This window comes from Arenibaculum pallidiluteum (assembly GCF_017355985.1).
Classification (GTDB): Bacteria; Pseudomonadota; Alphaproteobacteria; order Azospirillales; family Azospirillaceae; genus Arenibaculum; species Arenibaculum pallidiluteum.
The window spans coordinates 24023-49795 of sequence record NZ_JAFIQU010000001.1; the positions used below are offsets into that span (position 1 = coordinate 24023).

The 25773-nt window shown below is 69.9% G+C and carries 24 protein-coding genes; 14 read left to right on the forward strand and 10 right to left on the reverse strand.

Features of this window, described 5'->3' with window-relative positions:
* The first annotated feature begins 95 nt into the window (after positions 1 to 95).
* Positions 96 to 1286: an MFS transporter gene (locus JUB13_RS00130; protein ID WP_207476158.1), complete on the forward strand. Its 1191-nt coding sequence runs from the start codon at positions 96 to 98 to the stop codon at positions 1284 to 1286.
* Between the two features lie 43 nt (positions 1287 to 1329).
* On the opposite strand, the gene JUB13_RS00135 is transcribed toward JUB13_RS00130, so the two are convergent.
* From JUB13_RS00135 to gatC, 5 genes are read right to left on the reverse strand one after another with little or no spacing between them, the layout of a single operon-like run.
* Complete coding sequence (locus JUB13_RS00135; protein ID WP_207476160.1) at positions 1330 to 1950, reverse strand: glutathione S-transferase N-terminal domain-containing protein; 621 nt, start codon at positions 1948 to 1950, stop codon at positions 1330 to 1332.
* 22 nt (positions 1951 to 1972) lie between these two features.
* Positions 1973 to 3133 (reverse strand): trans-sulfuration enzyme family protein, encoded by a 1161-nt coding sequence (locus tag JUB13_RS00140; protein WP_207476162.1) that lies wholly within the window; start codon positions 3131 to 3133, stop codon positions 1973 to 1975.
* Positions 3134 to 3163: 30 nt separating this feature from the next.
* Positions 3164 to 4612, reverse strand: coding sequence for an Asp-tRNA(Asn)/Glu-tRNA(Gln) amidotransferase subunit GatB (gatB, locus tag JUB13_RS00145; RefSeq protein WP_207476164.1), 1449 nt, complete (start codon positions 4610 to 4612; stop codon positions 3164 to 3166).
* Between the two features lie 16 nt (positions 4613 to 4628).
* Positions 4629 to 6203: an amidase family protein gene (locus JUB13_RS00150; protein WP_207476165.1), complete on the reverse strand. Its 1575-nt coding sequence runs from the start codon at positions 6201 to 6203 to the stop codon at positions 4629 to 4631.
* Position 6204: 1 nt separating this feature from the next.
* A complete protein-coding gene (gene gatC / locus JUB13_RS00155) occupies positions 6205 to 6492 on the reverse strand; it encodes an Asp-tRNA(Asn)/Glu-tRNA(Gln) amidotransferase subunit GatC (RefSeq protein ID WP_207476166.1) in 288 nt (95 codons plus the stop codon).
* Between the two features lie 215 nt (positions 6493 to 6707).
* On the opposite strand from gatC, the gene ruvX reads away from it, so the two are divergent.
* Positions 6708 to 7187, forward strand: coding sequence for a Holliday junction resolvase RuvX (gene ruvX / locus JUB13_RS00160; RefSeq protein WP_328702831.1), 480 nt, complete (start codon positions 6708 to 6710; stop codon positions 7185 to 7187).
* Positions 7188 to 7193: 6 nt separating this feature from the next.
* On the opposite strand, the gene JUB13_RS00165 is transcribed toward ruvX, so the two are convergent.
* Positions 7194 to 7400, reverse strand: a complete 207-nt coding sequence (locus JUB13_RS00165; RefSeq protein WP_207476167.1) for a DUF1127 domain-containing protein — start codon at positions 7398 to 7400, stop codon at positions 7194 to 7196.
* Positions 7401 to 7531: 131 nt separating this feature from the next.
* On the opposite strand from JUB13_RS00165, the gene JUB13_RS00170 reads away from it, so the two are divergent.
* Positions 7532 to 8422, forward strand: coding sequence for a transcriptional regulator GcvA (locus JUB13_RS00170; RefSeq protein ID WP_207476168.1), 891 nt, complete (start codon positions 7532 to 7534; stop codon positions 8420 to 8422).
* Between the two features lie 54 nt (positions 8423 to 8476).
* Here the strand turns inward: JUB13_RS00170 and JUB13_RS00175 are convergent, their stop codons facing one another.
* Together JUB13_RS00175 and gcvA are read right to left on the reverse strand one after the other, a co-directional pair.
* A complete protein-coding gene (locus tag JUB13_RS00175) occupies positions 8477 to 9295 on the reverse strand; it encodes an alpha/beta fold hydrolase (protein WP_207476169.1) in 819 nt (272 codons plus the stop codon).
* A gap of 262 nt (positions 9296 to 9557) precedes the next feature.
* Positions 9558 to 10448: a transcriptional regulator GcvA gene (gene gcvA / locus JUB13_RS00180; RefSeq protein WP_207476170.1), complete on the reverse strand. Its 891-nt coding sequence runs from the start codon at positions 10446 to 10448 to the stop codon at positions 9558 to 9560.
* A 136-nt stretch (positions 10449 to 10584) separates the two neighbouring features.
* Between gcvA and JUB13_RS00185 the strand changes: the two genes are divergently transcribed.
* The 11 genes from JUB13_RS00185 (at position 10585) to rpmG (ending at position 23800) form a co-directional block, all read left to right on the forward strand.
* Positions 10585 to 11013, forward strand: coding sequence for a VOC family protein (locus JUB13_RS00185; RefSeq protein ID WP_207476171.1), 429 nt, complete (start codon positions 10585 to 10587; stop codon positions 11011 to 11013).
* A gap of 112 nt (positions 11014 to 11125) precedes the next feature.
* Positions 11126 to 12079: an aspartate carbamoyltransferase catalytic subunit gene (locus JUB13_RS00190; protein WP_207476172.1), complete on the forward strand. Its 954-nt coding sequence runs from the start codon at positions 11126 to 11128 to the stop codon at positions 12077 to 12079.
* Positions 12076 to 13371: a dihydroorotase gene (gene pyrC / locus JUB13_RS00195; RefSeq protein ID WP_207476174.1), complete on the forward strand. Its 1296-nt coding sequence runs from the start codon at positions 12076 to 12078 to the stop codon at positions 13369 to 13371. Before JUB13_RS00190 ends, pyrC begins: the two co-directional genes overlap by 4 nt.
* Positions 13371 to 13988, forward strand: coding sequence for a glycerol-3-phosphate 1-O-acyltransferase PlsY (gene plsY, locus JUB13_RS00200; RefSeq protein ID WP_207476176.1), 618 nt, complete (start codon positions 13371 to 13373; stop codon positions 13986 to 13988). The genes pyrC and plsY overlap by 1 nt, the downstream gene beginning before the upstream one ends.
* A gap of 74 nt (positions 13989 to 14062) precedes the next feature.
* A complete protein-coding gene (gene dprA, locus JUB13_RS00205; protein ID WP_207476178.1) occupies positions 14063 to 15211 on the forward strand; it encodes a DNA-processing protein DprA in 1149 nt (382 codons plus the stop codon).
* 41 nt (positions 15212 to 15252) lie between these two features.
* Positions 15253 to 18078 (forward strand): type I DNA topoisomerase, encoded by a 2826-nt coding sequence (gene topA / locus JUB13_RS00210; RefSeq protein ID WP_207476180.1) that lies wholly within the window; start codon positions 15253 to 15255, stop codon positions 18076 to 18078.
* Between the two features lie 34 nt (positions 18079 to 18112).
* The gene (gene rnr, locus JUB13_RS00215; protein WP_207476182.1) at positions 18113 to 20371 is read left to right on the forward strand and encodes a ribonuclease R; all 2259 of its coding nucleotides are present in this window, start codon (positions 18113 to 18115) and stop codon (positions 20369 to 20371) included.
* 209 nt (positions 20372 to 20580) lie between these two features.
* Positions 20581 to 22119 (forward strand): S41 family peptidase, encoded by a 1539-nt coding sequence (locus tag JUB13_RS00220; RefSeq protein WP_207476184.1) that lies wholly within the window; start codon positions 20581 to 20583, stop codon positions 22117 to 22119.
* 146 nt (positions 22120 to 22265) lie between these two features.
* A complete protein-coding gene (locus JUB13_RS00225) occupies positions 22266 to 22922 on the forward strand; it encodes a TetR/AcrR family transcriptional regulator (RefSeq protein WP_207477384.1) in 657 nt (218 codons plus the stop codon).
* Positions 22923 to 23034: 112 nt separating this feature from the next.
* Positions 23035 to 23433 carry a DUF2852 domain-containing protein gene (locus JUB13_RS00230; RefSeq protein WP_207476186.1) on the forward strand — a complete coding sequence of 133 codons (399 nt, stop codon included), beginning with the start codon at positions 23035 to 23037 and terminating at the stop codon, positions 23431 to 23433.
* A 199-nt stretch (positions 23434 to 23632) separates the two neighbouring features.
* Positions 23633 to 23800, forward strand: coding sequence for a 50S ribosomal protein L33 (gene rpmG / locus JUB13_RS00235; RefSeq protein WP_207476188.1), 168 nt, complete (start codon positions 23633 to 23635; stop codon positions 23798 to 23800).
* A 116-nt stretch (positions 23801 to 23916) separates the two neighbouring features.
* Here the strand turns inward: rpmG and JUB13_RS00240 are convergent, their stop codons facing one another.
* Both JUB13_RS00240 and JUB13_RS00245 read right to left on the reverse strand, forming a co-directional pair.
* Positions 23917 to 25314: a PleD family two-component system response regulator gene (locus JUB13_RS00240; protein WP_207476190.1), complete on the reverse strand. Its 1398-nt coding sequence runs from the start codon at positions 25312 to 25314 to the stop codon at positions 23917 to 23919.
* Positions 25315 to 25346: 32 nt separating this feature from the next.
* A complete protein-coding gene (locus tag JUB13_RS00245; protein ID WP_207476192.1) occupies positions 25347 to 25760 on the reverse strand; it encodes a response regulator in 414 nt (137 codons plus the stop codon).
* Between the last annotated feature and the right edge of the window lie 13 nt (positions 25761 to 25773).

Below are 25773 nucleotides of genomic sequence, written 5' to 3' on the forward strand. Positions count from 1 at the left end.
TTCAACAAGTCTTGAACTAGGGGCTTGACAGCACGTCCTCCCCACCGCCTTATGTTCAATATTTTTTGAACAAGCGGCGCGACGGAGGACATCCGGTGAGACCGTTCCTGTACCTGCTGGCGCTTGGCGCCTTCACGGTCGGCATGGAGGGCCTGATGATCGCAGGCCTTCTCCCGGCCATTGCGGACCATCTCGGCCTCGGTCTCTCGACCGCAGGCTGGCTGGTCGTCGGCTTCTCGGCCACTTATGCGGTCACGGCCCCGCTGGCCGCCGCTCTGTCGGCCTCGTTCGAGCGGCGGCGCGTCCTGGTGCTGGGCCTGGCCGTGTTCGCCCTCGGCAATCTCGCCTGCGCGATCGCGCCGGATTTTGCGTCGCTCGTGGCCGCGCGGCTCGTGACCGCGGTGGCCGCGGGCCTCTACATGCCGGCAGCCATGGCCTATGCCGGTGCCGCGGTTCCAGCCAAGGACCGCGGCCGCGCCCTGGGGCTGGTGGGCGGCGGCATCACCGCATCGCTGGTGCTGGGGGTGCCCCTCGGCACCTGGATCGGCACGGTCGGCGGCTGGCGCTGGCCCTTCGTCGCCGTGGCGGCGCTGGCGGCCGTCGCGATCGCCGGCATCCTGATCGGAGTGCCCCGGCGTCCCGGCGTGCCGGGAGCGTCGGTCGTCGCACGTCTCTCGGTCCTGCGCCGCGGGCCGATCCGCGAGATCCTGGCGACAACCGTCCTGTGGAGCTCGGGCGCCTTCGCCGTCTACACCTTCATAGCGCCAGTCATGGCGCATTCCGCCGGTATCGGCCCCGTGCAGATGCCCGCGCTGATGCTGGCCTGGGGCGTCGCGGCCTGCCTCGGCTCGGTGGTCGGCGGCAGGGTGGTGGACCGGTTCGGCGCACGCAGCGTCGCAGGTTGGGGGCTGACGGTCTCGGCGCTGGCCCTGGCGGGCCTGGCCTTCGTCGAGGACATGCCGGTGCTTGCGGTCGGCCTGACCATGGTGTGGGGCGTCGCCGGCTGGGCGGTGAATCCGGCCCAGCAGACACGGTTGATCATGGCCGAGCCCGCGCTGGCGCAGATCAGCCTGTCCCTTCAGGCCTCGGGCATCTACCTGGGATCGGCGCTGGGCTCGCTGTTCGGCAGCCTCGTCGTGGCGGCCGGACTGTCCCCACGGCTGGGCCTGCTCGGCGCGCTGTGCGAGTTCGCGGCGCTGCTCCTGCTCCTGCGCACCCGCCGCCGCGCGACCCTGCCGCTGGAGGCAGTCGGGACGGCGCTGGCGCCGTCACGGGCCCGTTCGTGAGACGGGAATGCCCGTGCCCGGCGCGGCGGCGGAGGCTGCGTCGTCAGGCGGGAACCGTCATCCCGCGCTGGACCGCCGGACGGGCCGCGACGGTGGCCAGCCAGCGCTTCACGTTGGGATAGGCCGCGATATCGAGGCCGCCGATGGCTTGCCACCGATCGGCCCAGGGATAGCAGGCGATATCGGCGATGGAATACTCGCCGGCCAGGAACTCGCGGTCCGAGAGCCGGCCGTCCATCACCCGGAACAGGCGGTTCATCTCGTCGGTGTAGCGCTTGATCCCATACTCGATCTTCTCGGGGGCGGCGTGGCGGAAATGATTCGCCTGGCCCAGCATGGGCCCGAGGCCGCCCATCTGCCAGTTCAGCCATTGCAGTACGTCGTAGCGCGCGGCGCCGTCCTTGGGCAGGAAGCGACCAGTCTTTTCGGCGAGGTAGGTCAGGATGGCGCCCGATTCGAAGACGGTGATCTCGCGCCCGCCGGGACCTTCGGTGTCGACGATCGCCGGGATCTTGTTGTTCGGGTTGATCTTCAGGAATTCCGGCGCGAACTGCTCGTCCCGGCCGATATTGACGGGGTGCGTCTCGTAGGGCAGCCCGCATTCCTCCAGCATGATGGAGGCCTTGCGGCCGTTCGGCGTCTTCCAGGTGTAGAGGCGGATCATCTGCTTCCCTCTTTCGCGGGCCTCAGCGATGGGCGAGGTCCAGTGCCCTGACCAGGTCGTCGATCAGATCCTCCACCGCCTCGATCCCGACCGAGAGCCGGAGCAGGTCGTCGGGCACCGGGGACCCCGGGCCTTCGATGCTGGCGCGATGCTCGATCAGGCTCTCGACGCCGCCCAAGGACGTGGCCCTGTGGAACAGACGCGTCTTCGCCGCGACGCGCACGGCGGCAGCCATGCCGCCCTCGACCCGGACCGACAGCATGCCCCCGAAGCCGCCCTGCATCTGGCGGGCCGCCAGGGCATGTTGCGGATGGCCGGCTAGGCCGGGATAGAGAACCTCGCGCACCCCGCGATGGCCATCGAGCGCGCGGGCGATGTCCAGCGCGTTCGCGCATTGGGTGCGCACGCGGGGGAACAGCGTGCGCAGCCCGCGCAGCAGCAGCCAGGCCTCGAATGGCCCCAGCACCGCGCCCAGGTTCTTGCGGACCGCATTGATGCGCTGCCAGTAGGCGTCGTCGCGCGCCGTCACCAGCACGCCGGCGACGACGTCGCTGTGCCCGTTCAGGTATTTGGTTCCGGAATGCATCACCAGGTCGGCGCCGAGCTCGATGGGCCGCGTGAGCACCGGGCTCGCCGCCGTGCTGTCGACGGCAAGAAGCGCCCCAGCGCCATGGGCGAGTTCGGCCGCGCCGCGGATGTCCGTCACGGTCCAGAGCGGGTTCGCCGGCGTCTCGATCCAGACCAGCCGTGTCTGCCCCGGTCGCAGGGCGCCGGCCAGCGCCACGGGATCCTCGGTGGCGACGAAGTCGACCTCGATGCCCCAGCCCGTCGCGTAGTCCTGCAGCCAGTTGCGGAAGGCCCAGTACATGACCGAGGAGGCGACCACATGGTCGCCCGGCCGCAGCGCCATTACCGGGGCGGTGGCCGCCGCCATGCCCGAGGCGAAGACCAGCGCCCCCTGCCCGCCTTCCAGGCGGTTCAGCAACGCCTCGACCTGATCGTAGGTCGGGTTGTCGGCGCGGCTGTAGACCCGGCCGTGGGTCGCGTAGCTGTTGTCGGCGTCCCTCAGGAACGTCGTGCTGGGATGGATCGGCGGCACCACGGCGCCGGTCGCGCCATCCACCGACCCCAGCGCCTGGGCAGCCAGCGTCTCGGGGCTGGGATCCCTCTCGTCCGCGGCCATGCCGCCGTCTCCTTCCCGGGCCTCTGCCGTTCAGCCCTTCAGCTTGGCCTGCAGGATCTCGTTCACCAGGGCGGGATTCGCCTTGCCCTGGGTCTGCTTCATCACCTGGCCCACGAAGAAGCCAAACAGCTTGTCCTTGCCGCTGCGGAACTCGGCGACCTTGTCGGCGTTCGCGGCGAGCACGCCGTCGATCGCCGCCTCGATGGCACCGGTGTCGGTGACCTGGCGCAGGCCCTGCTCCTCGACGATGACGGCGGCCGACTTCCCGGTCTCCAGCATCGCTGCGAAGACATCCTTGGCGATGCGGCCCGAGATCGTATTGTCGGCCAGCAGGTCGAGCAGCCCGCCGAGGTCGGCCGCGGAGACCGGGCTCTCCTCGATCGACTTGCCCAGCCGGTTCAGCGCGCCGAACAGCTCGCCCGTCACCCAATTCGACGCGATCTTCGGATCCCGCCCCTTCGCCACCGCCTCGTAGTAGTCGGCCGAGGCCTTCTCGGCGACCAGCACGCCGGCGTCATAGGCGCTGAGCTTGTACTGCTCCATGAACCGCGCCTTCTTCTCGTCGGGCAGCTCGGGCAGCGTGCTGCGGATCTCGTCGACCCAGGCCTGGTCGAGCACGAGGGGCAGCAGGTCGGGATCCGGGAAGTAGCGGTAGTCGTGCGCCTCCTCCTTGGAGCGCATGGAGCGCGTCGTGAACTTGACGGTATCGAACAGGCGCGTCTCCTGGTCGATCGTGCCGCCGGATTCGAGGATTTCGATCTGGCGGTTCGTCTCGTACTCGATCGCCATCATCACGTAGCGGATCGAGTTCACGTTCTTGGTCTCGGTGCGCGTCCCGAAGGGCCCGCCCGGTCGGCGCACCGAGACGTTGACGTCACAGCGCATGGAGCCCTCCTCCATGTTGCCGTCGCAGGTCCCGAGATAGCGCAGGATTGCGCGCAGCTTGCGCAGGTAGGCCGCAGCCTCCTCCGGCGAGCGCATGTCCGGCTCGGAGACGATCTCCATCAGCGCGACGCCGGCCCGGTTCAGGTCCACATAGGTCTTGGACGGGTGCTGGTCGTGCAGGCTCTTGCCGGCATCCATCTCCAGGTGCAGGCGCGTGATGCCGACCGTCCGGGACGAGCCGTCGGGCAGGTCCAGGACGATCGAGCCCTTGCCCACGATAGGCTGCGTGTACTGGCTGATCTGGTAGCCCAGCGGCAGGTCCGCATAGAAGTAGTTCTTGCGGTCGAAGACCGAGTGCAGGTTGATCTGCGCCTTCAGCCCCAGCCCCGTGCGCACGGCCTGCTCGACGCAATACCGGTTGATCACCGGCAGCATGCCCGGCAGGCCGGCATCCAGCAGCGCCACCTGCGTGTTCGGATCCGCCCCGAAGGCGGTGGCCGCGCCCGAGAACAGCTTGGCGTTCGAGATGACCTGGGCATGGACCTCCAGGCCGATCACAACTTCCCAGTCGCCCGTCTCACCCTTGATCAGCATGTCTGTCGTCCCGTCCTCAAACCGCACCGGCCATGAAGGGCGGCAGGGCCTCGAACCCGGCCGCCCGCTCCAGCGCCTCGGCCGCGCGCAGGAGGGTCTCTTCGTCGAAGGGCCGGCCAATGAGCTGCAGGCCCAGCGGCAGCCGGTCAGCCGACAGCCCAACCGGCACCGAGATGCCGGGCAGCCCCGCGAGGTTCACGGTCACCGTGAACACGTCGTTGAGGTACATCTGGATCGGGTCGTCGGTGTTCTCGCCGATCCCGAAGGCGGCCGAAGGAGCCGTCGGCGTCAGGATCACGTCGCAGCGCTTGAACGCCTCGTCGAAGTCCTGCTTGATCCGGCTGCGGACCTTCTGGGCCTTCAGGTAGTACGCGTCGTAGTAGCCCGCCGACAGGACGTAGGTGCCGATCAGGATGCGCCGGCGCACCTCGGCGCCGAAGCCGGCCGCTCGGGTGTTCTCGTACATGTCCTTCAGGCTCGTGCCGTCGATGCGCTGCCCGTAGCGCACGCCGTCGTACCGGGCGAGGTTCGACGAGGCCTCGGCCGGAGCGACGATGTAGTAGGTCGGCAGCGCGTACTTGGTGTGCGGCAGGCTGATATCGACCGGCTCGGCGCCCTGCCGGCGCAGCATCTCGACGCCCTTCTCCCACAGCCGGTCGATCTCGGCCGGCATGCCGTCCATCCGGTACTCGCGCGGAATGCCCACGCGCAGGCCGCGGATGTCGCCCGTCAGCGCCGCCGCGAAGTCCGGCACCGGCATGTCGACCGAGGTGCTGTCCTTGGGGTCGAACCCGGCCATGGAGCGCAGCATGACGGCCGCGTCCCTGACGGTGCGCGTCATCGGCCCCGCCTGGTCGAGCGAGGAGGCGAAGGCCACGATACCCCAGCGCGAGCAACGCCCGTAGGTCGGCTTCAGGCCTACGATGCCGACGAAGCCCGCGGGCTGCCGGATCGAGCCGCCGGTGTCGGTGCCGGTCGCGGCCATGACGCAGCGCGCGGCGACCGCCGCCGCCGAGCCGCCCGACGAGCCGCCGGGCACCAGCTTGCGCGTGAAGGTCCATTCCTGCCGGGGCCGCGGCTGGCCCATGCCGGCCACCAGCTCGGCGGCTGCGCCCTCGGCCGCGAAGGCCTCGTCGTGCTGCGCCAGCGTGCCGGGGCTCCAGGGGTTCACCACCGGGCCGAAATGGCTCGTGATGTTGGCCGAGCCCATGGCGAACTCGTCCATGTTCAGCTTGCCCAGCATCACGGCGCCGTCGCGGAACAGGTTCGCCGTCACGGTGGACTCGTAGGGCGGCACGAAGCCTTCCAGGATGCGGCTCGACGCCGTGCTCTGGACGCCCTTGGTGCAGAACAGGTCCTTGACCCCGATGGGAATGCCGTCGAAGGGGCCGGCCTCGCCCCGCGCGCGGCGCGCATCCGAGGCCCGGGCCTGCTCGAGGGCGAGCTCGGGCGTCTCGACCACGAAGGCGTTCAGGGGCCGGGCGGCCTCGACCGCGCGGATATGGACCTCGGTCAGCTCGACCGCGCTGTAGTCCTTGCGCGCGAGGCCATCGAGGGCCTCGGCGGCGCTGAGACGGGTCAGGTCCGTCATCTCATTCCACCACTTTGGGAACGGCGAAGAAGCCCGCGGCACGGTCCGGGGCGTTGGCAAGCACTTGGTCGCGGATGTCGCCCTCGGTGACCACGTCCTCGCGCTGGCGCAGGGTCTGCGCCGCGACGCTGGTCATGGGCTCGACGCCTTCGGTATCGACCTCGGCAAGCTGCTCGACCCAGTGCAGGATCTGGTTGAGCTCGCCGGCGAGCCGCTCCTGTTCGTCCTCGGGTACCTTGATGCGGGCCAGGTGGGCGATCTTCGCCACGGTGGCCTTGTCGATCGACATGAGGGGCTCTCCGTCCGCTGGTTGCAGCGGGAATGGCCGCCCCGCCGCCGTGCCCCGAACTCGGGAATGTCCGGAAATCAGGACGCGGAAGCTAGCACCCGCCCCCTGGCTCCGCAACGCCGGTGATCCAGCGTCGCGCGCGCTTTCAACCCGCCCCCGCACGCCCTATCCTCGGGCTCCCGGAACCGCCCGGACCACCAGCCGGAATCGCCGTCGTGCCCATCGTGAAACCCGCAGAGCTGCCCGCCGCCCTGCCCCGTGGCACGCGTCTCATGGCGCTCGACCTGGGCACGCGCACCATCGGCATGGCGGTCTCCGATCCCGGGCTGACGCGCTCGGCACCGGTCGGCACGATACGCCGCACGAAGCTCGTGGCGGACCTGGCATCGCTGGCGCGCCATGTCCGGGAATGGGATGCCGGAGGATTTCTGCTGGGCCTGCCGCTCAACATGGACGGAAGCTGGGGCCCGGCCGCCGACCGGGCGCGCAGCTTCGCGGACGAGCTCGTGAAGAGCACCGGCGTCACGACGGCGGAGCCGCTCGTCGCGCTGTGGGACGAGCGGCTCAGCAGCTTCGAGGCCGAGGACCGGATGGCCAGCGCCGGTCTTTCGGCGCGCCGGCGGCAGGAGCATGTGGACGCGGCTGCGGCGGCCGTGATCCTGGACGACTTCCTGGCCTCGCTGCCGCGCGGCTGAGGGGGCTCAGCGCCGCCAGACCGGTTTGCCCGCCTCGCGCTCCACGTCGCTCCGGTTCAGGCCCACATCCTTCAGAAGGTAGTCCGGCAGCTCCGCGAGGTGACGGCGCTCGCGGGCGCGCTCCTGCCAGCACAGCAGCAGGTCGACGGCCTGGGTTGCCCAACCCTCGCCGCCGCGGCTTGGCCGGTCGGTGCGGAAGACTGCGATGCTCATCTCTGCTCTCCTAATCCGAAGCGGAAAGCACTCCGCGTTTCGTACCTAATGAAAATGCTCCCTCGGACCCTTGCGGACAAACGAGGACTCCTCATAAACTCATTAGCTTTCCTAATTCGAAGAAGGCATCCATGGGCCGCCGTCTGCCGCCGCTCAACGCCGTCCGCGCCTTCGAGGCCGCGGCGCGCCATCTCAGCTTCACGCGCGCCGCGGCGGAGCTGAACGTCACCCAGGCGGCGATCAGCCACCAGATCAAGGGGCTCGAGGAGACGCTGGGCGTGCCGCTGTTCCGCAGGCTGAACCGGGCGCTGGTGCTGACCGAGGCCGGCCAGTCGTACCTGCCTCCGCTGAACGAGGCCCTGGACCTGATCGCCGAGGCGACGGCACGGCTGCGCCAGGCCGAGAACCAGGGCGTGCTGACCGTCAGCACGATTTCGTCCTTCGCGGCGCGATGGCTGGTGCCCCGCCTTCCGCGCTTCCAGGCGCTGCACCCGACGGTGGACGTGCGCCTGTCCTCCTCGACCCGCCTCGTGGACTTCACCCAGCAGGACGTGGACATCGCGATCCGCTTCGGGCGCGGCCACTGGCCCGATCTCGCGGTCGAGCGGCTGCTGCGCGAGGACGTGTTCCCGGTCGCGACGCCGGCGCTGCGCGACGGGCCGCCGCCGATCCGGCACCCGTCGGACCTGCGGGGCGTCACGCTGCTGCACGACGACTTCACCATCAACTGGGCGGATTGGCTGCGCCTGTCAGGCGTCGACGGCGTCGATGTCAGCCGTGGGCCGCGCTACACGGATTCGGGCCACCTCATCCAGGCCGCCCTTGCAGGCCAGGGCGTTGCGCTGGCACGCAGCGCGCTGATCGCGGACGATCTCGCCGCAGGACGCCTCGTGCGGCTATTCGACCTCGCGCTGCCCAGCGAGCTCGCCTATTGGGTGGTATGCCCGCCGCACTACCTGCGGCGGCCCAAGGTCCGCGCCTTCCGGGACTGGCTGTTCGCCGAGGCCGCCCGCACGGACTAGGCATCGCCGGGTCGAGATCACCTGAGCCGACTGCAGCCGGGGCAGGCGGCCCGATCAGGCCATGAGGTCGTCCAGGAAACGCCCGACGACGGCGTTGAACTCCGAGGCCGCGCGCCAGAATGGAGCGTGCCCCACGCCTTTAAGGCGGTGGCAGCGCCCGTCCCACAGGTTCCCGTAGGCAACGCTGTCGATGTAGTCGAGCTTGATCAGGGGATCGGCGGAGCCGTTGATTACGGCGATGGGAACCCGGCTGCCTTCGACCGCGAGACGCTGATCCACATTCTCCCCGGCGAGTGCGGACTGGAACAGCTGCTCGCGAAACCGCCCGTCGGTACGGGCGATCGCCTCGCGGAGAAACGGCTCGACGGGGTCCCCGAAGATCATCCGCGCGAACGCGTCGACCTGGTCATGCGACAGGTGCCTGCGCGACGGCAGGCTCTGATGAGGCGAACCGACGAAGCCTTCGGCGAAGCCGCCTTTCGGGATGGGCGGCGTGCCGGTGATCACAAGCCCCCGGATCCCGCGAAAGCGGGAAAGCATCTCGATCCCGATATGCCCGCCGAGCGACCATCCGAGGACGACGGCCTCGCTGACGCCGAGCTCCGCGAGCAGCTCGATAGTCGCGTCCGCAAGTCCATGCAGCGTGTAGCTGCGCGCGGGTTCCAACGCATCGTCGGACTGGCCATGCGCCGGCAGATCGAAGGTGATGAGCCGGGCCTTCCTGGCCAGCTCGCTTTCGGCCTGACGCACGAAGACGCTGCGGCAGGCCGAGTTGCCGTGAATTAGCACAAACGGCACCCCCGCCCCACCATCATCTTCGACAGCGATCAATCCATGCGATGTACTCACCAGCCTGTGACGCAGACTGCTCATCCAAACCGCCTCCCCACGCGCAAAATCAGCTGACATCCGATAATGCTCTCGGCGGAGAATTCAACAGCCTCCATGGGGCGGTCAATCGTGGAGGTGGTTTGTATTTCATACACAACCATGATTACTCACGTATGCTTCTCTTGCATCCGCAGTCACCGTGAGTTCCTGGCCCTGAACCGTCGACCCTGGCGCGCGAGCGCGGCGCGCCAGGTGATTGCTCCGGACGGAGCGGATTGGCTGCGGGAATGCCGGGCCTTTACCGTCAGGCGGAGGCGCCCTCCTCCAGCAGCCATTCCTTGAACAACCTGATCTTGCGGGACCGGATCCGGCCTGGCCCATGCAGGAGGTAGTAGGCCTTGGCCGGCCGTAGCACCTGCGGAAAGGGCTGGACCAGTCGGCCACGTGCCACCTCCTCGCGGACGAGGAAGACCGGCAGCAGCGCGACGCCCATGCCAAGGGCCGCAGCCTCCGCGATCATGAAGAAGTGCTCGAACCCCGGAGACGGGACGTTGTCCGGCGCCACCACCCCGTGTGTGGCGAAGAACTCCGCCCAGGCCTCCGAGCGCGAGGTGTGCACCAGTAGCCGGTGAGCGCGCAGATCGGCGGGAACGTTCAGGGGGATCTGCTGCGGCACGCCCGGCGCGCAGAAGACGCCCATCTCCTCCCTCATGAAAAGCGTCGCCTCGGCCCCGGGCCACTGACCGGTGCCGTAACGCAGGGCAAGGTCGATGGATTCGGACGCGAAGTCGACCACGTGCTCGGAGGTCGAGACGTCCACCAGGATATCGGGATGGCGCTGCTGGAACCGGTGCAGCCGCGGCACCAGCCAGCGCAGGGCGAAGGTCGGCAGCAGGCTGATCGAGAGGACGCCGCCCTCCTCCAGCCGCCGCAGCGACTGCGACGCCGCCGCGATGCGGCCCATCGCCTCGGCGACCTGCGGGTAGAAGATGGCGCCCGCCGGAGTCAGTTCGATTGCGCGGCCGACGCGGCGAAACAGCGGCACCCCCAGCTCGGCCTCGAGCGCCTGTACGGACCGGCTGACCGCGCCCTGGGTGACGTTCAGCTCGCGCGCCGCCGCCGTGAAGCTCAGATGCCGCGCCGCGGCGACGAAGCTGCGGATTCCGTTCAGCGAAGGCAGACGGTGCTCGTCCATCGGTTCGATCCATGAGGCCACCTCATGAATCGAACCGTATTACTCGTTTGTCAAGATTGGCGCGAAATCCGTAGATCAGCGGCCTGCGGGGCCGACGCAAAGCGCCCGCACCGGCACTGCGCACCAGGGATTCTCCATGACCAAAGTGACACCCTTCCACATCGCCTTCCCGGTCAACGACCTCGCCGCCGCGCGCCATTTCTACGGCACGGTGCTCGGCTGCCCGGAGGGGCGCAGCTCGGACCAGTGGATCGATTTCGACCTCTTCGGCCACCAGATCGTGGCGCATCTGAAGCCGGGCGCGGCGAACGAGGACAACCTGCACCACAACCCGGTGGACGGTCATGACGTGCCGGTCCCACATTTCGGCGTGGTGCTGGAGATGGACCAGTGGCACACGCTCGCCGAGCGGCTGCGCGGCGCCGGGATCAGGTTCGTGATCGAGCCCTACATCCGCTTCAAGGGCCAAGTCGGCGAGCAGGCGACCATGTTCTTCCTGGACCCCGCCGGCAACGCGCTGGAGTTCAAGGCCTTCGCCGACATGTCGCAGCTCTTCGCGAAGTAGGGTCGGACGCGGTCCGGTCAGGGGCCCGGTCAGGGGCCCGGTCAGGGGATGGTGCGGCAGCGCGCGTGCGCCCGTTGCGCGTCCCCGGACCCGCCCCTATCATCCGGCCGCCATGGAACCCGCACCCCGACGCGCCGCGCTCCCCTCCCGGCATCTCCTGGCCATCCAGGGGCTGACGGCAGCGGAGATCACGCCGCTGCTCGACCTCGCCGACGGCTATGTCGAGCAGAACCGCCGCCCCGAGAAGAAGTCCGCTCTGCTGCGGGGCCGGACCGTCATCAACCTGTTCTTCGAGAACTCGACCCGCACCCGCACTTCCTTCGAGCTCGCGGGCAAGCGGCTGGGCGCCGACGTGATCAACATGTCGGCCTCCGCCAGTTCGGTGAAGAAGGGCGAGACGCTGATCGACACGGCGATGACGCTGAACGCCATGCAGCCGGACGCGCTGGTGGTGCGGCATCCCGAATCGGGCGCGGTCAAGCTGCTGGCCGATAAGGTCCGCTGCGCCGTGATCAACGGCGGCGACGGCACCCACGAGCACCCGACCCAGGCGCTGCTCGACGCGCTGACGATCCGCCGGCGCAAAGGCCGCATCGAAGGGCTGCAGGTCGCGATCTGTGGCGACATCCTGCACAGCCGCGTCGCCCGCTCGAACATCCACCTGCTGAACGCCATGGGCGCACGGGTCCGGGTGATCGGGCCGCCGACGCTGATGCCGACCGACATCGACAGGCTGGGCGTGGACGTGCACCACGACATGCGGCGCGGGCTGCGCGACTGCGACATCGTGATGATGCTGCGGCTGCAGACCGAACGCATGCAGGGCCAGTTCGTCCCGTCGATCCGGGAATACTTCCACTTCTTCGGGCTCGACTACGCCAAGCTGGCGGTCGCGCGCCCGGACGCGTTGATCATGCATCCGGGCCCCATGAACCGCGGCGTGGAGATCGATTCCGAGCTCGCCGACGACATCGACCGCAGCGTGATCCTCGACCAGGTCGAGCTCGGCGTCGCGGTGCGCATGGCTGTCCTCGACGTCCTGGCCCGCCACGAGGTCGCGCCATGAGCCGCACCGCCTTTGTGAACGCCCGCCTCCTCGATCCGGCGACTGGGCTCGACGCGCCCGGCGCGCTGCTGGTCGAGGGCGAGGCGATCTCCGATCTCGGCCCCGGCCTCTTCGCGGGCGGCGTGCCCGATGGGATCCCGGTCGTGGACCTCGGCGGCCAGGCGCTGCTGCCCGGCTTCGTCGACATGCGCGTCTCCATCGGCGAGCCCGGCGAGGAGCACAAGGAGACGATCCTGACCGCCAGCCGCGCCGCGGCGGCAGGCGGTGTCACGGCCATGGTGTGCCTGCCCGACACCGACCCGGTGATCGACGATGTGGCGGGCATCGAGTTCATCGCGCGCCGCGCCCGCGAGGCCAAGTTGGTCAAGGTCTACGCCTATGCGGCCGCGACCCAGTCCCTGCAGGGCCGCGAGCTCAGCGAGATGGGCCTCCTGGCCGAGGCTGGCGCGCTGGGCTTCACGGACGCCAACCGCGCCATCTCGGACGCGCTCGTGATGCGCAGGGCGCTGAGCTACGCCAGCACCTTCGGGCTGCTGGTGATCCAGCACCCGGAGGAGCCGAGCCTCGCCGCCGGCGGACAGATGAACGCCGGCGAGATCGCGACCCGCCTGGGCCTTGCAGGCATCCCCCGCGAGGCCGAGGTGATGATGATCGAGCGCGACCTGCGTCTGGTCGAGCTCACCGGCGCACGCTACCACGCGGCCCATGTCTCGACCGGCGCCGCGGTGGAGGCGATCCGGCAGGCCAAGCGCCGCGGGCTGAGGGTCACCTGCGACACCGCACCGCACTACTTCGCCCTCACCGAAACCGACATCGGCGACTATCGCACCTTCGCGAAGGTCTCGCCGCCGCTGCGCGGCGAGATGGACCGCCGCGCGATCGTCGAGGGTCTGGCCGACGGCACCATCGACGCGATCGCCTCCGACCACCGGCCGCAGGATCAGGACAGCAAGCGCGTGCCATTCTCCTCGGCTGCGCACGGGGTGATCGGGCTCGAGACACTGCTTCCCCTGACGCTGGAACTCGTGCACAACGGGCGCGTCGGGCTGCTGCCGGCTCTGGCCGCGCTGACCTGCCGGCCTGCCGAGATCCTGGGCCTGGAGGCCGGCCGCCTGCGCAAGGGCGCACCGGCCGATCTGGCCGTCGTCGATCTCGACCGGCTGTGGCGGGTCGACAAGGCGGCGCTCCGCAGCAAGTCCAAGAACTCGCCCTTCGACGGGAGGCCGGTCACGGGTCGGGTCACCCGCACCCTGGTCGACGGCCGCACCGTCTTCACGCTCGACGAGGCCTGATGCCGGACGCGATCACCTGGTCCCTGAGCGGCCCCCATCTTCTGGCAGCCGCCGTCCTCGGTTACCTGCTGGGATCCATCCCCTTCGGCCTCGTGCTGTCGCGGCTGTTCGGCTACGGGGACATCCGCAACATCGGCTCCGGCAACATCGGGGCGACCAACGTCCTGCGGACCGGGAACAAGGCGTTGGCCGCGGCGACGCTTGTGCTCGACAGCGGCAAGGGCGCCTTCGCGGCCCTGCTCGCCGGGCTCTACGGACCCGAGATGGCGATCGTCGCCGGTGCCGGCGCAATGCTCGGGCACACCTTCCCTGTGTGGCTGGGCTTCAAGGGCGGCAAGGGCGTCGCGACGGCGCTGGGCGTCCTGCTCGCGGTGTCCTGGCCGACGGGCCTCGCCGCCTGCGCCCTTTGGCTGCTGACAGCGCTCGTGGTCCGGATCTCGTCGCTCTCGGCCCTGGTTGCGATCGGCCTGTCGCCGCTGGTCGGCTGGTATTTCGGTGGGCCGGCGATCGCGCAGCTCGCCCTGTTCATCGCGGTGCTGGTCTTCCTCCGGCACCATTCGAACATCCGCCGGCTGCTCCGGGGCGAGGAGCCCCGCATCGGCGCCAAGAAAGCCTGATCCCGGGGCCTGATCCCGGGACCTGATCCCGCCGGCCGTTGACGGCATGCCGGCCGCGTGCATCATGGGCCGGCATGATGCAACCAACGCGCGTATTGCCCGAGGGCGAACGGATCGACTGGCTACGGCTGATCCGCAGCGAGAATGTCGGTCCCGTCACCTTCCACAAGCTAATCGAGCGCTATGGCACGGCCGCCGCTGCACTCGACGCGCTGCCAGGCCTCGCACGCCGGGGTGGGCGCGCATCCCTGCGCATCGCCTCCCGGTCCGAGGCCGAGCGGGAGCTGGCGGCCGCAGCGCGCATCGGCGCCGTCGCCCTGGCCTCCTGCGAGCCCGCCTTTCCAAGGCCTCTTGCCGCCATCGAGGACTGCCCGCCGCTGATCTTCGTGCGCGGCGACGCCGCCCTTCTTGGCCGGCCGAGCGTCGCGGTCGTCGGCGCGCGCAACGCCTCGGCCAACGGTCGCCGCTTCGCCGAGGCACTGGCCCGCGACCTCGGCCGCGCGGGCTGGGTGGTCGTCTCGGGGCTGGCCCGCGGGATCGATGCGTCCGCGCATCTCGGGGCCATCGAGACGGGAACGGTAGCCGTCCTCGCGGGCGGGCCCGACAGCATCTACCCCGAGGAAAACCGGGCGCTGCAGGCCCGCATCGCCGAAGCGGGCGCCCTGGTCGCCGAAATGCCGGTCGGCCTGTCGCCCCAGGCCCGGCACTTCCCGCGCCGGAACCGGATCGTCTCGGGCCTCTCGCGCGGCATCGCGGTGGTCGAGGCGACGCCCGGCTCGGGCTCGCTGATCACCGCGAGGCTCGCGCTGGACCAGGGACGCGAGGTCTTCGCCGTGCCCGGCTCACCTCTCGACCCGCGCGCCCGCGGGACCAACGACCTGATCCGCCAGGGCGCGACCCTGACGGAAGGAGCCGACGACGTCCTGCGGGTGCTGGAGGCGCAGGGCGGACTGGCCGAGCCGGGACCTGCGGAATTCGCCGCGGGCACGCAGGGCCGCGGACGGCAGGGCAGCCCCGGCGGCGACCCTGAAAGGGAGGCGGGAAGCCGGCGCGCCGCCTTCCTGGAACTGCTGGGCCCCTCCCCCGTGCCGGTTGACGAACTGGTGCGGGGGTGCCAATTGTCTCCCCCTGCGGCGCAGATCCTGCTGCTGGAGCTGGAGATCGCCGGGCACATCCAGCGGCTTCCGGGCAACCGGGTGGTCCTGATCCGGCCGATCCCCTGAAGCGCAACCGCCGCCATCGTACGAACGGAAGGCCAGAGACCTTGACCGAATCCAACGTCGTCATCGTCGAGTCCCCGGCCAAAGCGAAGACCATCAACAAGTATCTCGGCTCGGACTTCACGGTCCTGGCGAGCTACGGCCACGTCCGCGACCTTCCGGCCAAGGACGGCTCGGTCCTGCCCGAGCAGGATTTCGCGATGTCCTGGGAGCTCGGCGAGCGCTCCAAGAAGCACATCGACGACATCGCCCGCGCCGTGCGCGGCGCCAAGCGCGTCTTTCTCGCGACCGACCCGGACCGCGAGGGAGAGGCGATCGCCTGGCACGTGAAGGAACTGCTGCGCGACCGCAAGCTGCTGGGCAAGGTCGAGGTGCAGCGCGTCACCTTCAACGAGATCACCAAGTCGGCCGTGCTCGAGGCCATGGCGAACCCGCGCGAGGTGAACCAGGAGCTGGTCGAGGCCTATCTGGCCCGGCGCGCGCTGGACTATCTCGTGGGCTTCACCCTCTCGCCCGTGCTCTGGCGCAAGCTGCCGGGGTCCCGCTCGGCAGGGCGCGTGCAATCCGTCGCGCTGCGCCTGATCTGCGAGCGCGAGGGCGAGATCGAGGTCTTCCGCCCGCAGGAATACTGGTCCATCGAAGTCACCTTCCAGACCCCCGACGGGCAGCCGATACGCGCTCGGCTGACGCAGCTCGACGGCCGCAGGCTCGAGAAGTTCACCCTGGGCGACCAGGGCGCGGCCGAGGCCGCGGTCGCACGGCTGAAGCCGCTGAGCTATGCCGTCAAGGCGGTCGAGCACCGGCAGGTCCGGCGCAACCCATATGCGCCCTTCACGACCTCGACCCTGCAGCAGGAGGCCTCGCGCAAGCTGGGCCTGGGCGCGACACGCACCATGCGCATCGCCCAGAAGCTGTACGAGGGCGTGGATATCGGCGGCGAGACCGTCGGCCTGATCACCTACATGCGGACCGACGGCGTCCAGCTCTCGGCCGAGGCCATCGACCAGGCCCGCAGGGTCGTGGGCGAGACCTATGGCGAGCGCTACCTGCCGGCCCAGCCGCGGGTCTACAAGAGCGCGGCCAAGAACGCTCAGGAGGCCCACGAGGCGATCCGCCCGACCGATCTCGGCCGCGCGCCCGACCAGGTGGCGAAGTACCTGGACCGTGACGAGCTGCGGCTCTACGAGCTGGTCTGGAAGCGCACCCTGGCCTCGCAGATGGAGAGCGCGCTGCTCGATCAGGTCGCGGTCGACATCGCATCTCCCGGCGGCGAGGCCGTGCTGCGGGCGACCGGCACGGTGGTGCTGTTCGACGGCTTCCTGAAGGTCTATGCCGAGGAACGCGACGACAGCGTCGAGGAGGAGGGCGACGAGGGCTCGGCCCGTCTGCCCGCCGTCGCCGAGGGCGAGCGCATGGACCGGCGGGAGATCACGCCCGAGCAGCACTTCACCCAGCCTCCGCCCCGCTACACCGAGGCGAGCCTGGTCAAGCGGCTGGAGGAGCTCGGCATCGGCCGGCCGTCCACCTATGCCTCGATCATGCAGGTCCTGCAGGACCGCGAATACGTCCGCCTGGACAAGCGCCGCTTCGTCCCAGAGGACCGCGGGCGCATCGTCACGGCTTTCCTGTCGAGCTTCTTCGAGCGCTACGTCGAGTACGGCTTCACCGCCGCGCTGGAGGAGCAGCTCGACGACATCTCGGGCGGCCGTATCGACTGGAAGACCGTCCTGAACGAGTTCTGGAAGGCCTTCTCGGCCGCCGTCGAGGACACGAAGGACCTGACCATCACCCAGGTCATCGACGCCCTCGATGCCGATCTCGGCCCCCACTTCTTCCCCGAGCGCGGCGACGGCACGAACCCGCGCACCTGCCCGGTCTGCGGCAATGGCCGCCTGGGCCTGCGCCTGGGCCGGACCGGCGCCTTCATCGGCTGCTCCAACTACCCGGAATGCCGCTACACGAGGCCCCTCGCCGTCCCCAGCGCCGAGGACGCGCAGGAGGGGGTCGGCGACGGCCCGCGGATCCTGGGCGAGGATCCCGCCACCGGCCTGCCCGTCAGCGTGCGTCGCGGCCCCTACGGCGCCTATGTCCAGCTCGGCCCGGCGCCGGGCGCCGAGGAGGAGCCCAAGCCCAAGCGCGGCAAGGGCTCGACCGCCGAGAAGCCCAAGCGCGTCTCGCTGACCAAGGCCATGAACCCCGCCGAGATCGACCTCGAGACGGCGCTGAAGCTGCTTGCGCTGCCGCGCGACGTGGGCCCCCACCCGGAGACCGGCGAGATGATCTCGGCCGGCATCGGCCGGTTCGGGCCGTATCTCAAGCATGGCAGCGTCTACAAGTCGCTCCCCGCGGACGACGATGTCCTGGAGATCGGGCTTAACCGCGCCGTCGTCCTCCTGGGCGAGGCCGCGAAGCGCGCCGCCGCGGTCCCCGGCCGCGCCCTCGGCGACCACCCGGCCGACGGCAAGCCCGTGATGCTGCATTCCGGCCGGTTCGGACCCTATGTGAAGCACGGAAGCCTGATGGCGTCCCTGCCGCGCTCGGCCGAGCCCGAGAGCTTCACGCTGGAGGCCGCGGTGGAGCTTCTGGCGGCCAAGGCCGCGAAGGGCGGCGGCAAGGCCCCTGCCCGCGGCCGGGCCAAGAAGGCGGCCGAGACCGCCGACGCCGCCCCCGCCAAGGCAGCCAAGGCGGAGGGGAAGGTCACGGGTAAGGCGGCGCCCAAGGCGGCTGCGGCCAAGGCGACTGGGGCGAAGGCGGTCACCAAGACGTCGGGAACCAAGACCCCCGCGAAGGCGACGGCGAAGAAGGCGCCCGCCGGGAAAGCCGAGACGGACGAGACCCCGGCGCGCCGCAAGGTCGCCTCGGCCGAATGAGCACGGCCGTGCGGGACACCGGGCACCGGCCACGATGACGGATCCGCGCCACCCCGGCCTGCCTCCGCGCGAGGAGATCTTGCGCTTCATCCGCGAGAGCCCTGGTGCCGTCGACAAACGCGAGATCGCCCGGGCCTTCCGGCTGAAAGGCGACGCGCGCCTGCAGCTCAAGGCGCTGCTGCGCGAGCTTGAGGAGGAGGGCGCGCTGGAGCGCAACCGGGGCAAGCGGCTGTCGCCCCCGGGCGCCCTGCCCGAGGTCACGGTGGTCGAGATCATCGGCACCGATGCCGACGGCGAGGCGTTGGCGCGTCCGCTGTCCTGGCCCCACGACGAGCCGCCGCCGCGCATCTACCTGCTGGAGGAGCGGCGCGGCATGGCGGCGCCGGCAGCGGGCGACCGGGTGCTGGCGCAGCTCAGGCGCAGCCCCGACGGAACCTATTTCGGCCGCGCCATGCGCCGGCTCGAAGGGGCCGCCGAGGCGCGGATCCTCGGGATCTACGAGGATACATCCGAGGGTCCGCGGCTGCGCCCCACGGACCGCCGGCAGAAGGCCGATTTCGTCGTCCTGCCGAATGAATCCGACGGCGCCGTCCATGGCGAGCTCGTGCTCGCCGAACTGATGCCGGCCACGCGGCTGGGCCTGCGCCGTGCCCGGGTCATAGAGCGCCTCGGTGACAGCGCCGAGCCGCGCGCCATCAGCCTGATCGCGATCCACGGCAACGACATTCCGACGCTGTTCCCGCCAAGCGCCGTCGAGCAGGCCGAGCGCGCCGCTCCGCCCGCGCTGGGCAGCCGGACGGACCTGCGCCGTGTTCCGCTGGTCACCATCGACGGTGCCGACGCGCGGGATTTCGACGATGCCGTCTGGGCGGAACCCGACGCCGACGTCCCGGGGGGCTGGCGCCTCCTCGTCGCCATCGCCGACGTCGCCTCCTACGTGCGGCCGGGCAGCCCCCTGGACCGGGCGGCCTTCGAGCGCGGCAACTCGGTCTACTTCCCGGACCGCGTGGTGCCGATGCTGCCCGAGGCGCTGTCCAACGGGTTGTGCTCGCTGAAGCCCGGCGAGGACCGAGCCTGCATCGCCGTCGAGCTGCTGGTGGACGCCGGAGGCGAGCTGACGGGCCACCGCTTCCTGCGCGGCCTGATGCGCTCCGCCGCAAGGCTGACCTACGAGCAGGTCCAGGAGGCGCTGGACGGCCGGCCCGACGACGCCACCGGCCCCCTGATGGAACCGGTCCTGCGGCCGCTCTACGGAGCGTACCAGGCGCTGGCGGCCGCGCGGCGGCGGCGCGGCACGCTGGAGCTGGATCTTCCGGAAAGAAAGGTGCGGCTCGACGAGCGCGGCCGCGTCGCCGAGATCGCGCCGCGCGAGCGCCTCGACAGCCACCGTCTGATCGAGGAATTCATGATCTGCGCCAATGTCGCGGCAGCCGAGGCGCTGGAGGCGCGCGGCGCGCCCTGCCTCTACCGCGTCCATGACCAGCCCTCCGAGGAGAAGCTGGAGGCGCTGCGCGAGTTCCTGGGAAGCCTGGGGCAGCCGCTGGCCAAGGGCGTCCTGCGGGCCGCCGACCTTGCCCGCACCCTCGATCGCTTCAAGGGACGGCCCGAGGCCGACATGGTGTCGGAGGTGATGCTGCGCAGCCAGGCGCAGGCCGCCTACGCGCCGGAGAACATCGGGCACTTCGGGCTGGCGCTGCGCCGCTATGCGCATTTCACCTCGCCGATCCGGCGCTATGCCGATCTGATCGTCCACCGCTCCCTGATCCGCGCCTATGCTCTCGGCGAGGGTGGAGGAGAGGACGGGCTTACCGAGAACGAGGCGGCCAGGCTCGACGAGATCGGCACCCACGTCTCGGCGACCGAGCGGCGGGCCGCTGCCGCCGAGCAGGACGCCGCCGCCCGCTACGCCGCTTCCTGGCTGGCTGAGCGTATCGGCTCCGTGATGGAGGGCCGCATCTCGGGAGCAACCCGCTTCGGGCTTTTCGTCCGGGTCGACAGCGCCGGGGTGGAGGGGTTCGTGCCCGCGAGCACGCTGCCCGACGACCGCTACGAGCATGACCCGGCGGCCCATGCCCTGGTCGGCGCGCGCTGGGGCCGGGTCTTCCGCCTGGGAGCCCGGGTGCGCGTCCGCGTCGAGGAAGCCGACCCGCTGACCGCCAGCACCCTGTTCGCCCTCCTGGAGCCCGACGGAGCCGACCTGCCGGGGCTTCCAGCGCCGCGGCCCGGAACCCGACCCGGAGCCCGCGCGGACCGGCCGGGACGCGGCGGGCGTTCGGCGCGCCGGCGGGTTTGAACGCGATAAGTCGATCGCCTGCTTGCATCCAGGGCCGGCTTGGGGCCATCCTTGCCCTGTCATGCCCGTCTCGCGCATCAACGGTCCGATAGCCGTCTCCGAAGCCGCGGGTCCTTCGGGGCCGGGTGGCCGGACACACCGGCGCGAATGCGCCCGTCCGAACGCTATGGCCACCGGGCCGGAGCGCCATGGCAGCCACGGATAGATCCATGGTCCGCGCCCTTCGCGGCCTTCCGGCAGCAATTGGCCTTGCGGCGGGCCTCCTCTGGGCGACACCGCTTCTGGCCGGCCAGGCCGCGTCGGCCGTGTCAGAGCATGTCTTCTCCGTGGGCCTCAGCCGGATCGCCGAGACCTATCTGAAGCCGGTGGACCTGGCCCAGCTCACCGTCAACGGGCTGAACGGGCTTCACAGCCTCGATCCCGCCGTCTCCGTTCAGCGCGAGGGCAGCAGGTTCTCGCTGCGCAGCCACGGCGCCGTGATCGCGGAATTCTCCGCCCCCGCGAGCCTGGACGCGACAGGCTTGGCGTCGCTGGCGTCCCGGATCGTGGAGCGCGCCCGAGCCCTTTCACCGACACTGCGGCAGGCCTCGGCCGAGGAGATCTACGCCGCAGTCTTCGACCGCATCATGGGCGATCTCGACGGGTACTCCCGTTACACGGGTGCCAACAAGGCGGTGAACGAGCGCGCCCAGCGCGAGGGCTACGGCGGCATCGGGATCGAGCTGGAGGAGCGCAAGGCGCGGCCCGTCGTGGTCGAGGTCGTCCCTCATTCGCCGGCGAGCCGAGCCGGCATCCGGGTCGGGGATGCGATCCTGTCGGTGGATGGCGAGCGCGCAGACAGGATGCCGCTGCGCGACCTCAGCGAGCGCCTGCGCGGGCCAAGCGGCAGCAGCATCGCCGTGTCCTTCGCCTCTGACGGCGGCCAGCCACGCCGCGTGTCGCTGCGCCGCGAGCGGGTAATCCACAACGCCGTGCAGCTGACGGTGGACGGAACCGTCGCGGTTCTGAAGCTGGAGCGTTTCAACGCGGCCACCGCCCTGAACCTGCGCGAGGCCGTCGAATCCGCCCGCGCGCAGATCGGACCGCGCATGCAGGGCCTGGTGCTCGATCTGCGTGGCAATCCGGGCGGCCTGCTGGACCAGGCAGTCGCCGTGGCCGACCTGTTCATCCCGGCCGGGCGGATCATCTCGACCATCGGCCGCCATCCCGACAGCGTGCAGCGTTTCGAGGCGACCTCGGACGACATCGCGGCGGGACTTCCCATGGTGGTCCTGCTGGACGGACGGACCGCCTCCGCATCGGAGATCGTCGCGGCGGCCCTGCAGGACAGCGGCCGCGCGGTGGTGGTCGGCGCCTCGTCCTTCGGGAAGGGAAGCGTGCAGACGGTGACGCGACTGCCCAATGACGGCGAGCTGCTGCTGACCTGGTCGCGGATCTACGCCCCTTCCGGCTACACCCTGCACCGGCAGGGCGTCACGCCCACGATCTGCACCAGCCGCGAGCAGCGCGATGCGGCCCAGGTTATCGGCGAGCTGCGGGCCGGACAGCAGGCGCCGCCTTCGCTGCTGGCCCATTGGCGCGCCGCCGCGGCGGACGACGACACGGCGCTGGCCCGCCTGCGCGAGACCTGCCCGTGGAAGAGCCACGAGGCGGAGCTCGACGTGCAGGTCGCCAAGCGCCTGCTGATGGACGGGCCGCTCTACCAGCGGGCCGTCCGCATGTCCATGCCGATGGTGGCCGAGCGCTGAGCGCTGCGGCCGCCGGCAGGCCACGATCCTCCGTTCCCTTCCGGCTACCCGGCGGCACGGCAAGATTGCCTGCTGCGCAGCGGCCTGCGTTCATGTAAGAGCCCTTCACATCGGGGGCTCTCCCCACGTCAGGCACGGTGAGCGAGATGGAGCGCCGCGGCTATCACCACGGCAACCTGCGGGAAGCGCTGATCCGGGCGGCGCTCGACCTCATCGCCGAGAAGGGCCCATCGGGCTTTACCTTCGCCGAAGCGGCCCGCGCGGCCGGCGTCAGCCCGGCCGCCCCGTACCGGCACTTCCGCGACCGCGACGAGCTGATGGCCGACGTGGCGCGCCAGGGCTTCGAGCGTTTCGAGACGCGCCTCGTCCGCGCTTGGGACGAGGGGCGGCCGGACCCGATGACCGCCTTCGCGGCGCTCGGCCACGCCTATCTCGCCTTCGCGCGGGAGGAGCCCGCCCACTATTCCGCCATGTTCGAGGCTGGGCTGCCGCTGGCCTCCCATCCCGAGCTCCTGCAGGCCGGCGACAAGGCCTTCGCGGTGCTGCGCCGTGCCGCCGAGGTCCTTTGCGCCCGCATGCCCAAGGCCAGCCGCCCCCCGGCGATGATGGTGGCACTCCACGCCTGGGCGCTATCGCACGGCATCGCCTCTCTCTTCAGCCGGGGCGACGCCGCGCGGCGCTCGCTGCCGATGAGCCCCGAGGACCTGCTGGAGGCCGGCGTGCTGGTCTACCTGCAGGGGCTAGGCCTCGGCGACTCCCGGGGCGCATCCCAGGGCGCGCCCGAATCTCCAGCCTCCCCCTGATCTGAAGGACAGGCCGGGCGGATTTCCACGGATTCTCGTGCCCGTCCCTTGACAGGGGGCGACACGGGGCCAAGTATGTGAATGTGATTAACATTTACATGGTGAGGCGACGATGGAACTGGCCGCGAGACTGGACGAGATCGGCAAGCCCGCCTGGATCGGGCTCATGATCCTCGGCTTCGCCGTGTTCTGGCCCGTAGGCCTCGCGATCCTGGCCTACTTGATATGGAGCGGAAGGATGGGATGCTGGAAGCGTGGCCGTTGGGGCAACGGGTGGCGGCACTCGGCCCACGGCTGGAGTAGCCATGGCCGGTCGAGCGGCAACCGCGCCTTCGACGAGTACCGCGAGCAGACCTTGCGGCGCCTTGAGGACGAGCAGCGGGAGTTCAGGGAGTTCCTGGACCGCCTGCGCTTCGCGCGCGACAAGGCCGAGTTCGACGAGTTCCTGGCCGAGCGGCGGCGCCGCTCCGAGGGACCGGAGTCGGGGCCGGAACCGCAGCCGCAGGGCTGATGCGGGTTCCAGAGCCGAACGGCGGCGGGACGGCGGCGGACTTGCCGCCGTCCATGCCTGTCGAATGCGCGGGATTCGAGCCGTTTCGGCCCTCTTGGGCTTGACTTCCAGGCGCCCTTGGGTATTTTCCCCGCTCTACGCCGTTCCGCCGGGTCTGCGCTAGCCTGGGATCGTGCGGCCGAACACGGGATTCTCAGTCATGGCGAAAGCGAACACCGTTCTGATCAAGCTCGTGAGCTCGGCGGGCACCGGCTTCTTCTACGTCAAGAAGAAGAACCCTCGGAAGACCACCGAAAAGCTCGAGTTCAGCAAGTACGACCCGGTCGTGCGCAAGCACGTGCCGTTCAAGGAAGCGAAGATCAAGTAAGCTTCCTCTCCGTACGAACGCGAAAGGCCGCCCTTCGGGGCGGCCTTTCGTGTTTCTGGCGTTCGTCTCCGGGGTGCCTTCCCGGCGGCCGGCGACAGCGCGCCGGCGCGGATCCCTCAGGCCGGCAGGACCACGGTCCCCTCGCCCGCCGAGACGGTCCGGTTCCGGCCCTCGCGCTTGGCCTGGTACAGCGCGTCGTCCGCCCGCTTCATCAGCATCTCGACGGAATCGGAGACGTCGTGGGTGACGGCGACCCCGATGCTGATTGTCACCGTGATGCGGCCCACCGGCGCGGTCACGACGATGGGCTCGTCCCCAATGCGATGGCGCAGCCTCTCGGCGACCGTCACGGCCGTGTCCCGGTCGGCGTCCGGCATCACCACGACGAACTCCTCGCCGCCGGTGCGGGCCACCAGGTCGAAGTTGCGGAGGTTCCGATTGGCACGGTTCGCGACCTCCTTCAGCACCTCGTCGCCGACGGCATGGCCGTAGGAGTCGTTGACGAGCTTGAAGTGGTCGATGTCGAACATCAGGCAGGCGACGGGCTTGTTGTTCTCGCGGCTGCGCTCCAGCAGACGCGGCAGGTGCGCGCTGAGATAGCGTCGGTTGAACACGCCCGTCAGGCTGTCCGTCAGCGCCATGGAAAGGCTCTGCTCGTAGTTCTGGCGCAGGCGGTCGTGATAGCGCTTGCGCCGGACCTGGGTGCGAACCCGAGCCAGCAGCTCGTTGCGGTCGATGGGCTTCAGCAGGTAGTCGTTGGCGCCAAGCTCCAGCCCCTTCGCGACGCGACCCATGTCGCCCTCGTCCGCGATCAGCAGGACCGGCGTCTGACGCGTGCGCTCGTGGCTCCGCAGCTGCGAGCACAGGCGGAGCCCGTCCTCCTCGATCAGCGTCAGGCTGATCACGATCAGGTCGAACTCCTCGCCCAGCGCGAGATCTAGACCGTGGGCGCAGGTCTCGGCTGGAACGACGGAATCATCGTCGCGCTTCAGCGTCTCGGCCACCTTGTCGAAGTCGATGGCGCTGTCCTCGACGACCAGCACCCGCGCGCCGTTGGGCGTCTCGGCGCCGACCATGGGCGCATTGTCCAGGATCCCGAACTGGCCCGAGGTGCTCTCGCGCAGGCGCCACTCATCCATCATCATCTTCAGCCGGACGAGCGAACGCACGCGGGCGAAGAGGGCCACGTCGTTCACGGGCTTGGTCAGGAAATCGTCGGCGCCGGCCTCCAGCCCGCGGACGCGGTCGGCCGCATCGGACAGGGCGGTGATCATCACCACCGGGATGTGCATGGTGGCGGGATCGTTACGGATGCGCTCGCAGACCTCGAAGCCGTCCATGCCCGGCATCATCACGTCGAGCAGCACGATGTCCGGCGCGTCGCGCTTGATGCGCTCCAGCGCCTCGGGACCGTTGTAGGCGGTGACGACGTCGAAGTACTCGCGCATCAGCTTCGCCGCGAGCAGCTTCACGTTGGGCAGGACGTCATCGACGACGAGAACGCGAGCCGACATTGGACCTCAGCGCTGGCGCTACTCCCGAGCGGTCAGCTCAGGAAGCGGTGAACCGTCTCGAGGAACTTGGCGACCGAGATGGGCTTCGCGATGTAGTCCTCGCAGCCGCCTTCCCGAATCTTCTCCTCGTCGCCCTTCATTGCGAAGGCGGTGACGGCAATGATGGGGATCTTGCGGAGTTCGTCGTCCTCCTTGATCCACTTCGTGACCTCCAGCCCCGACACCTCGGGCAGCTGGATGTCCATCAGGATCAGATCGGGCCGGTGCTGGCGCGCGAGCCGAAGCGCCTCCATGCCGTCCTTCGTCTGGAGGGTGGCATAGCCATGGGCTTCGAGCAGATCGTGGAAGAGCTTCATGTTGAGCTCGTTGTCCTCCACGATCAGGACGCGCTTGGTGCCTGCAACCGCTTCTGCGGTGCCGGCGCCGCCGTGCCCTTCAACCGACATCCGCCCCTCCTCC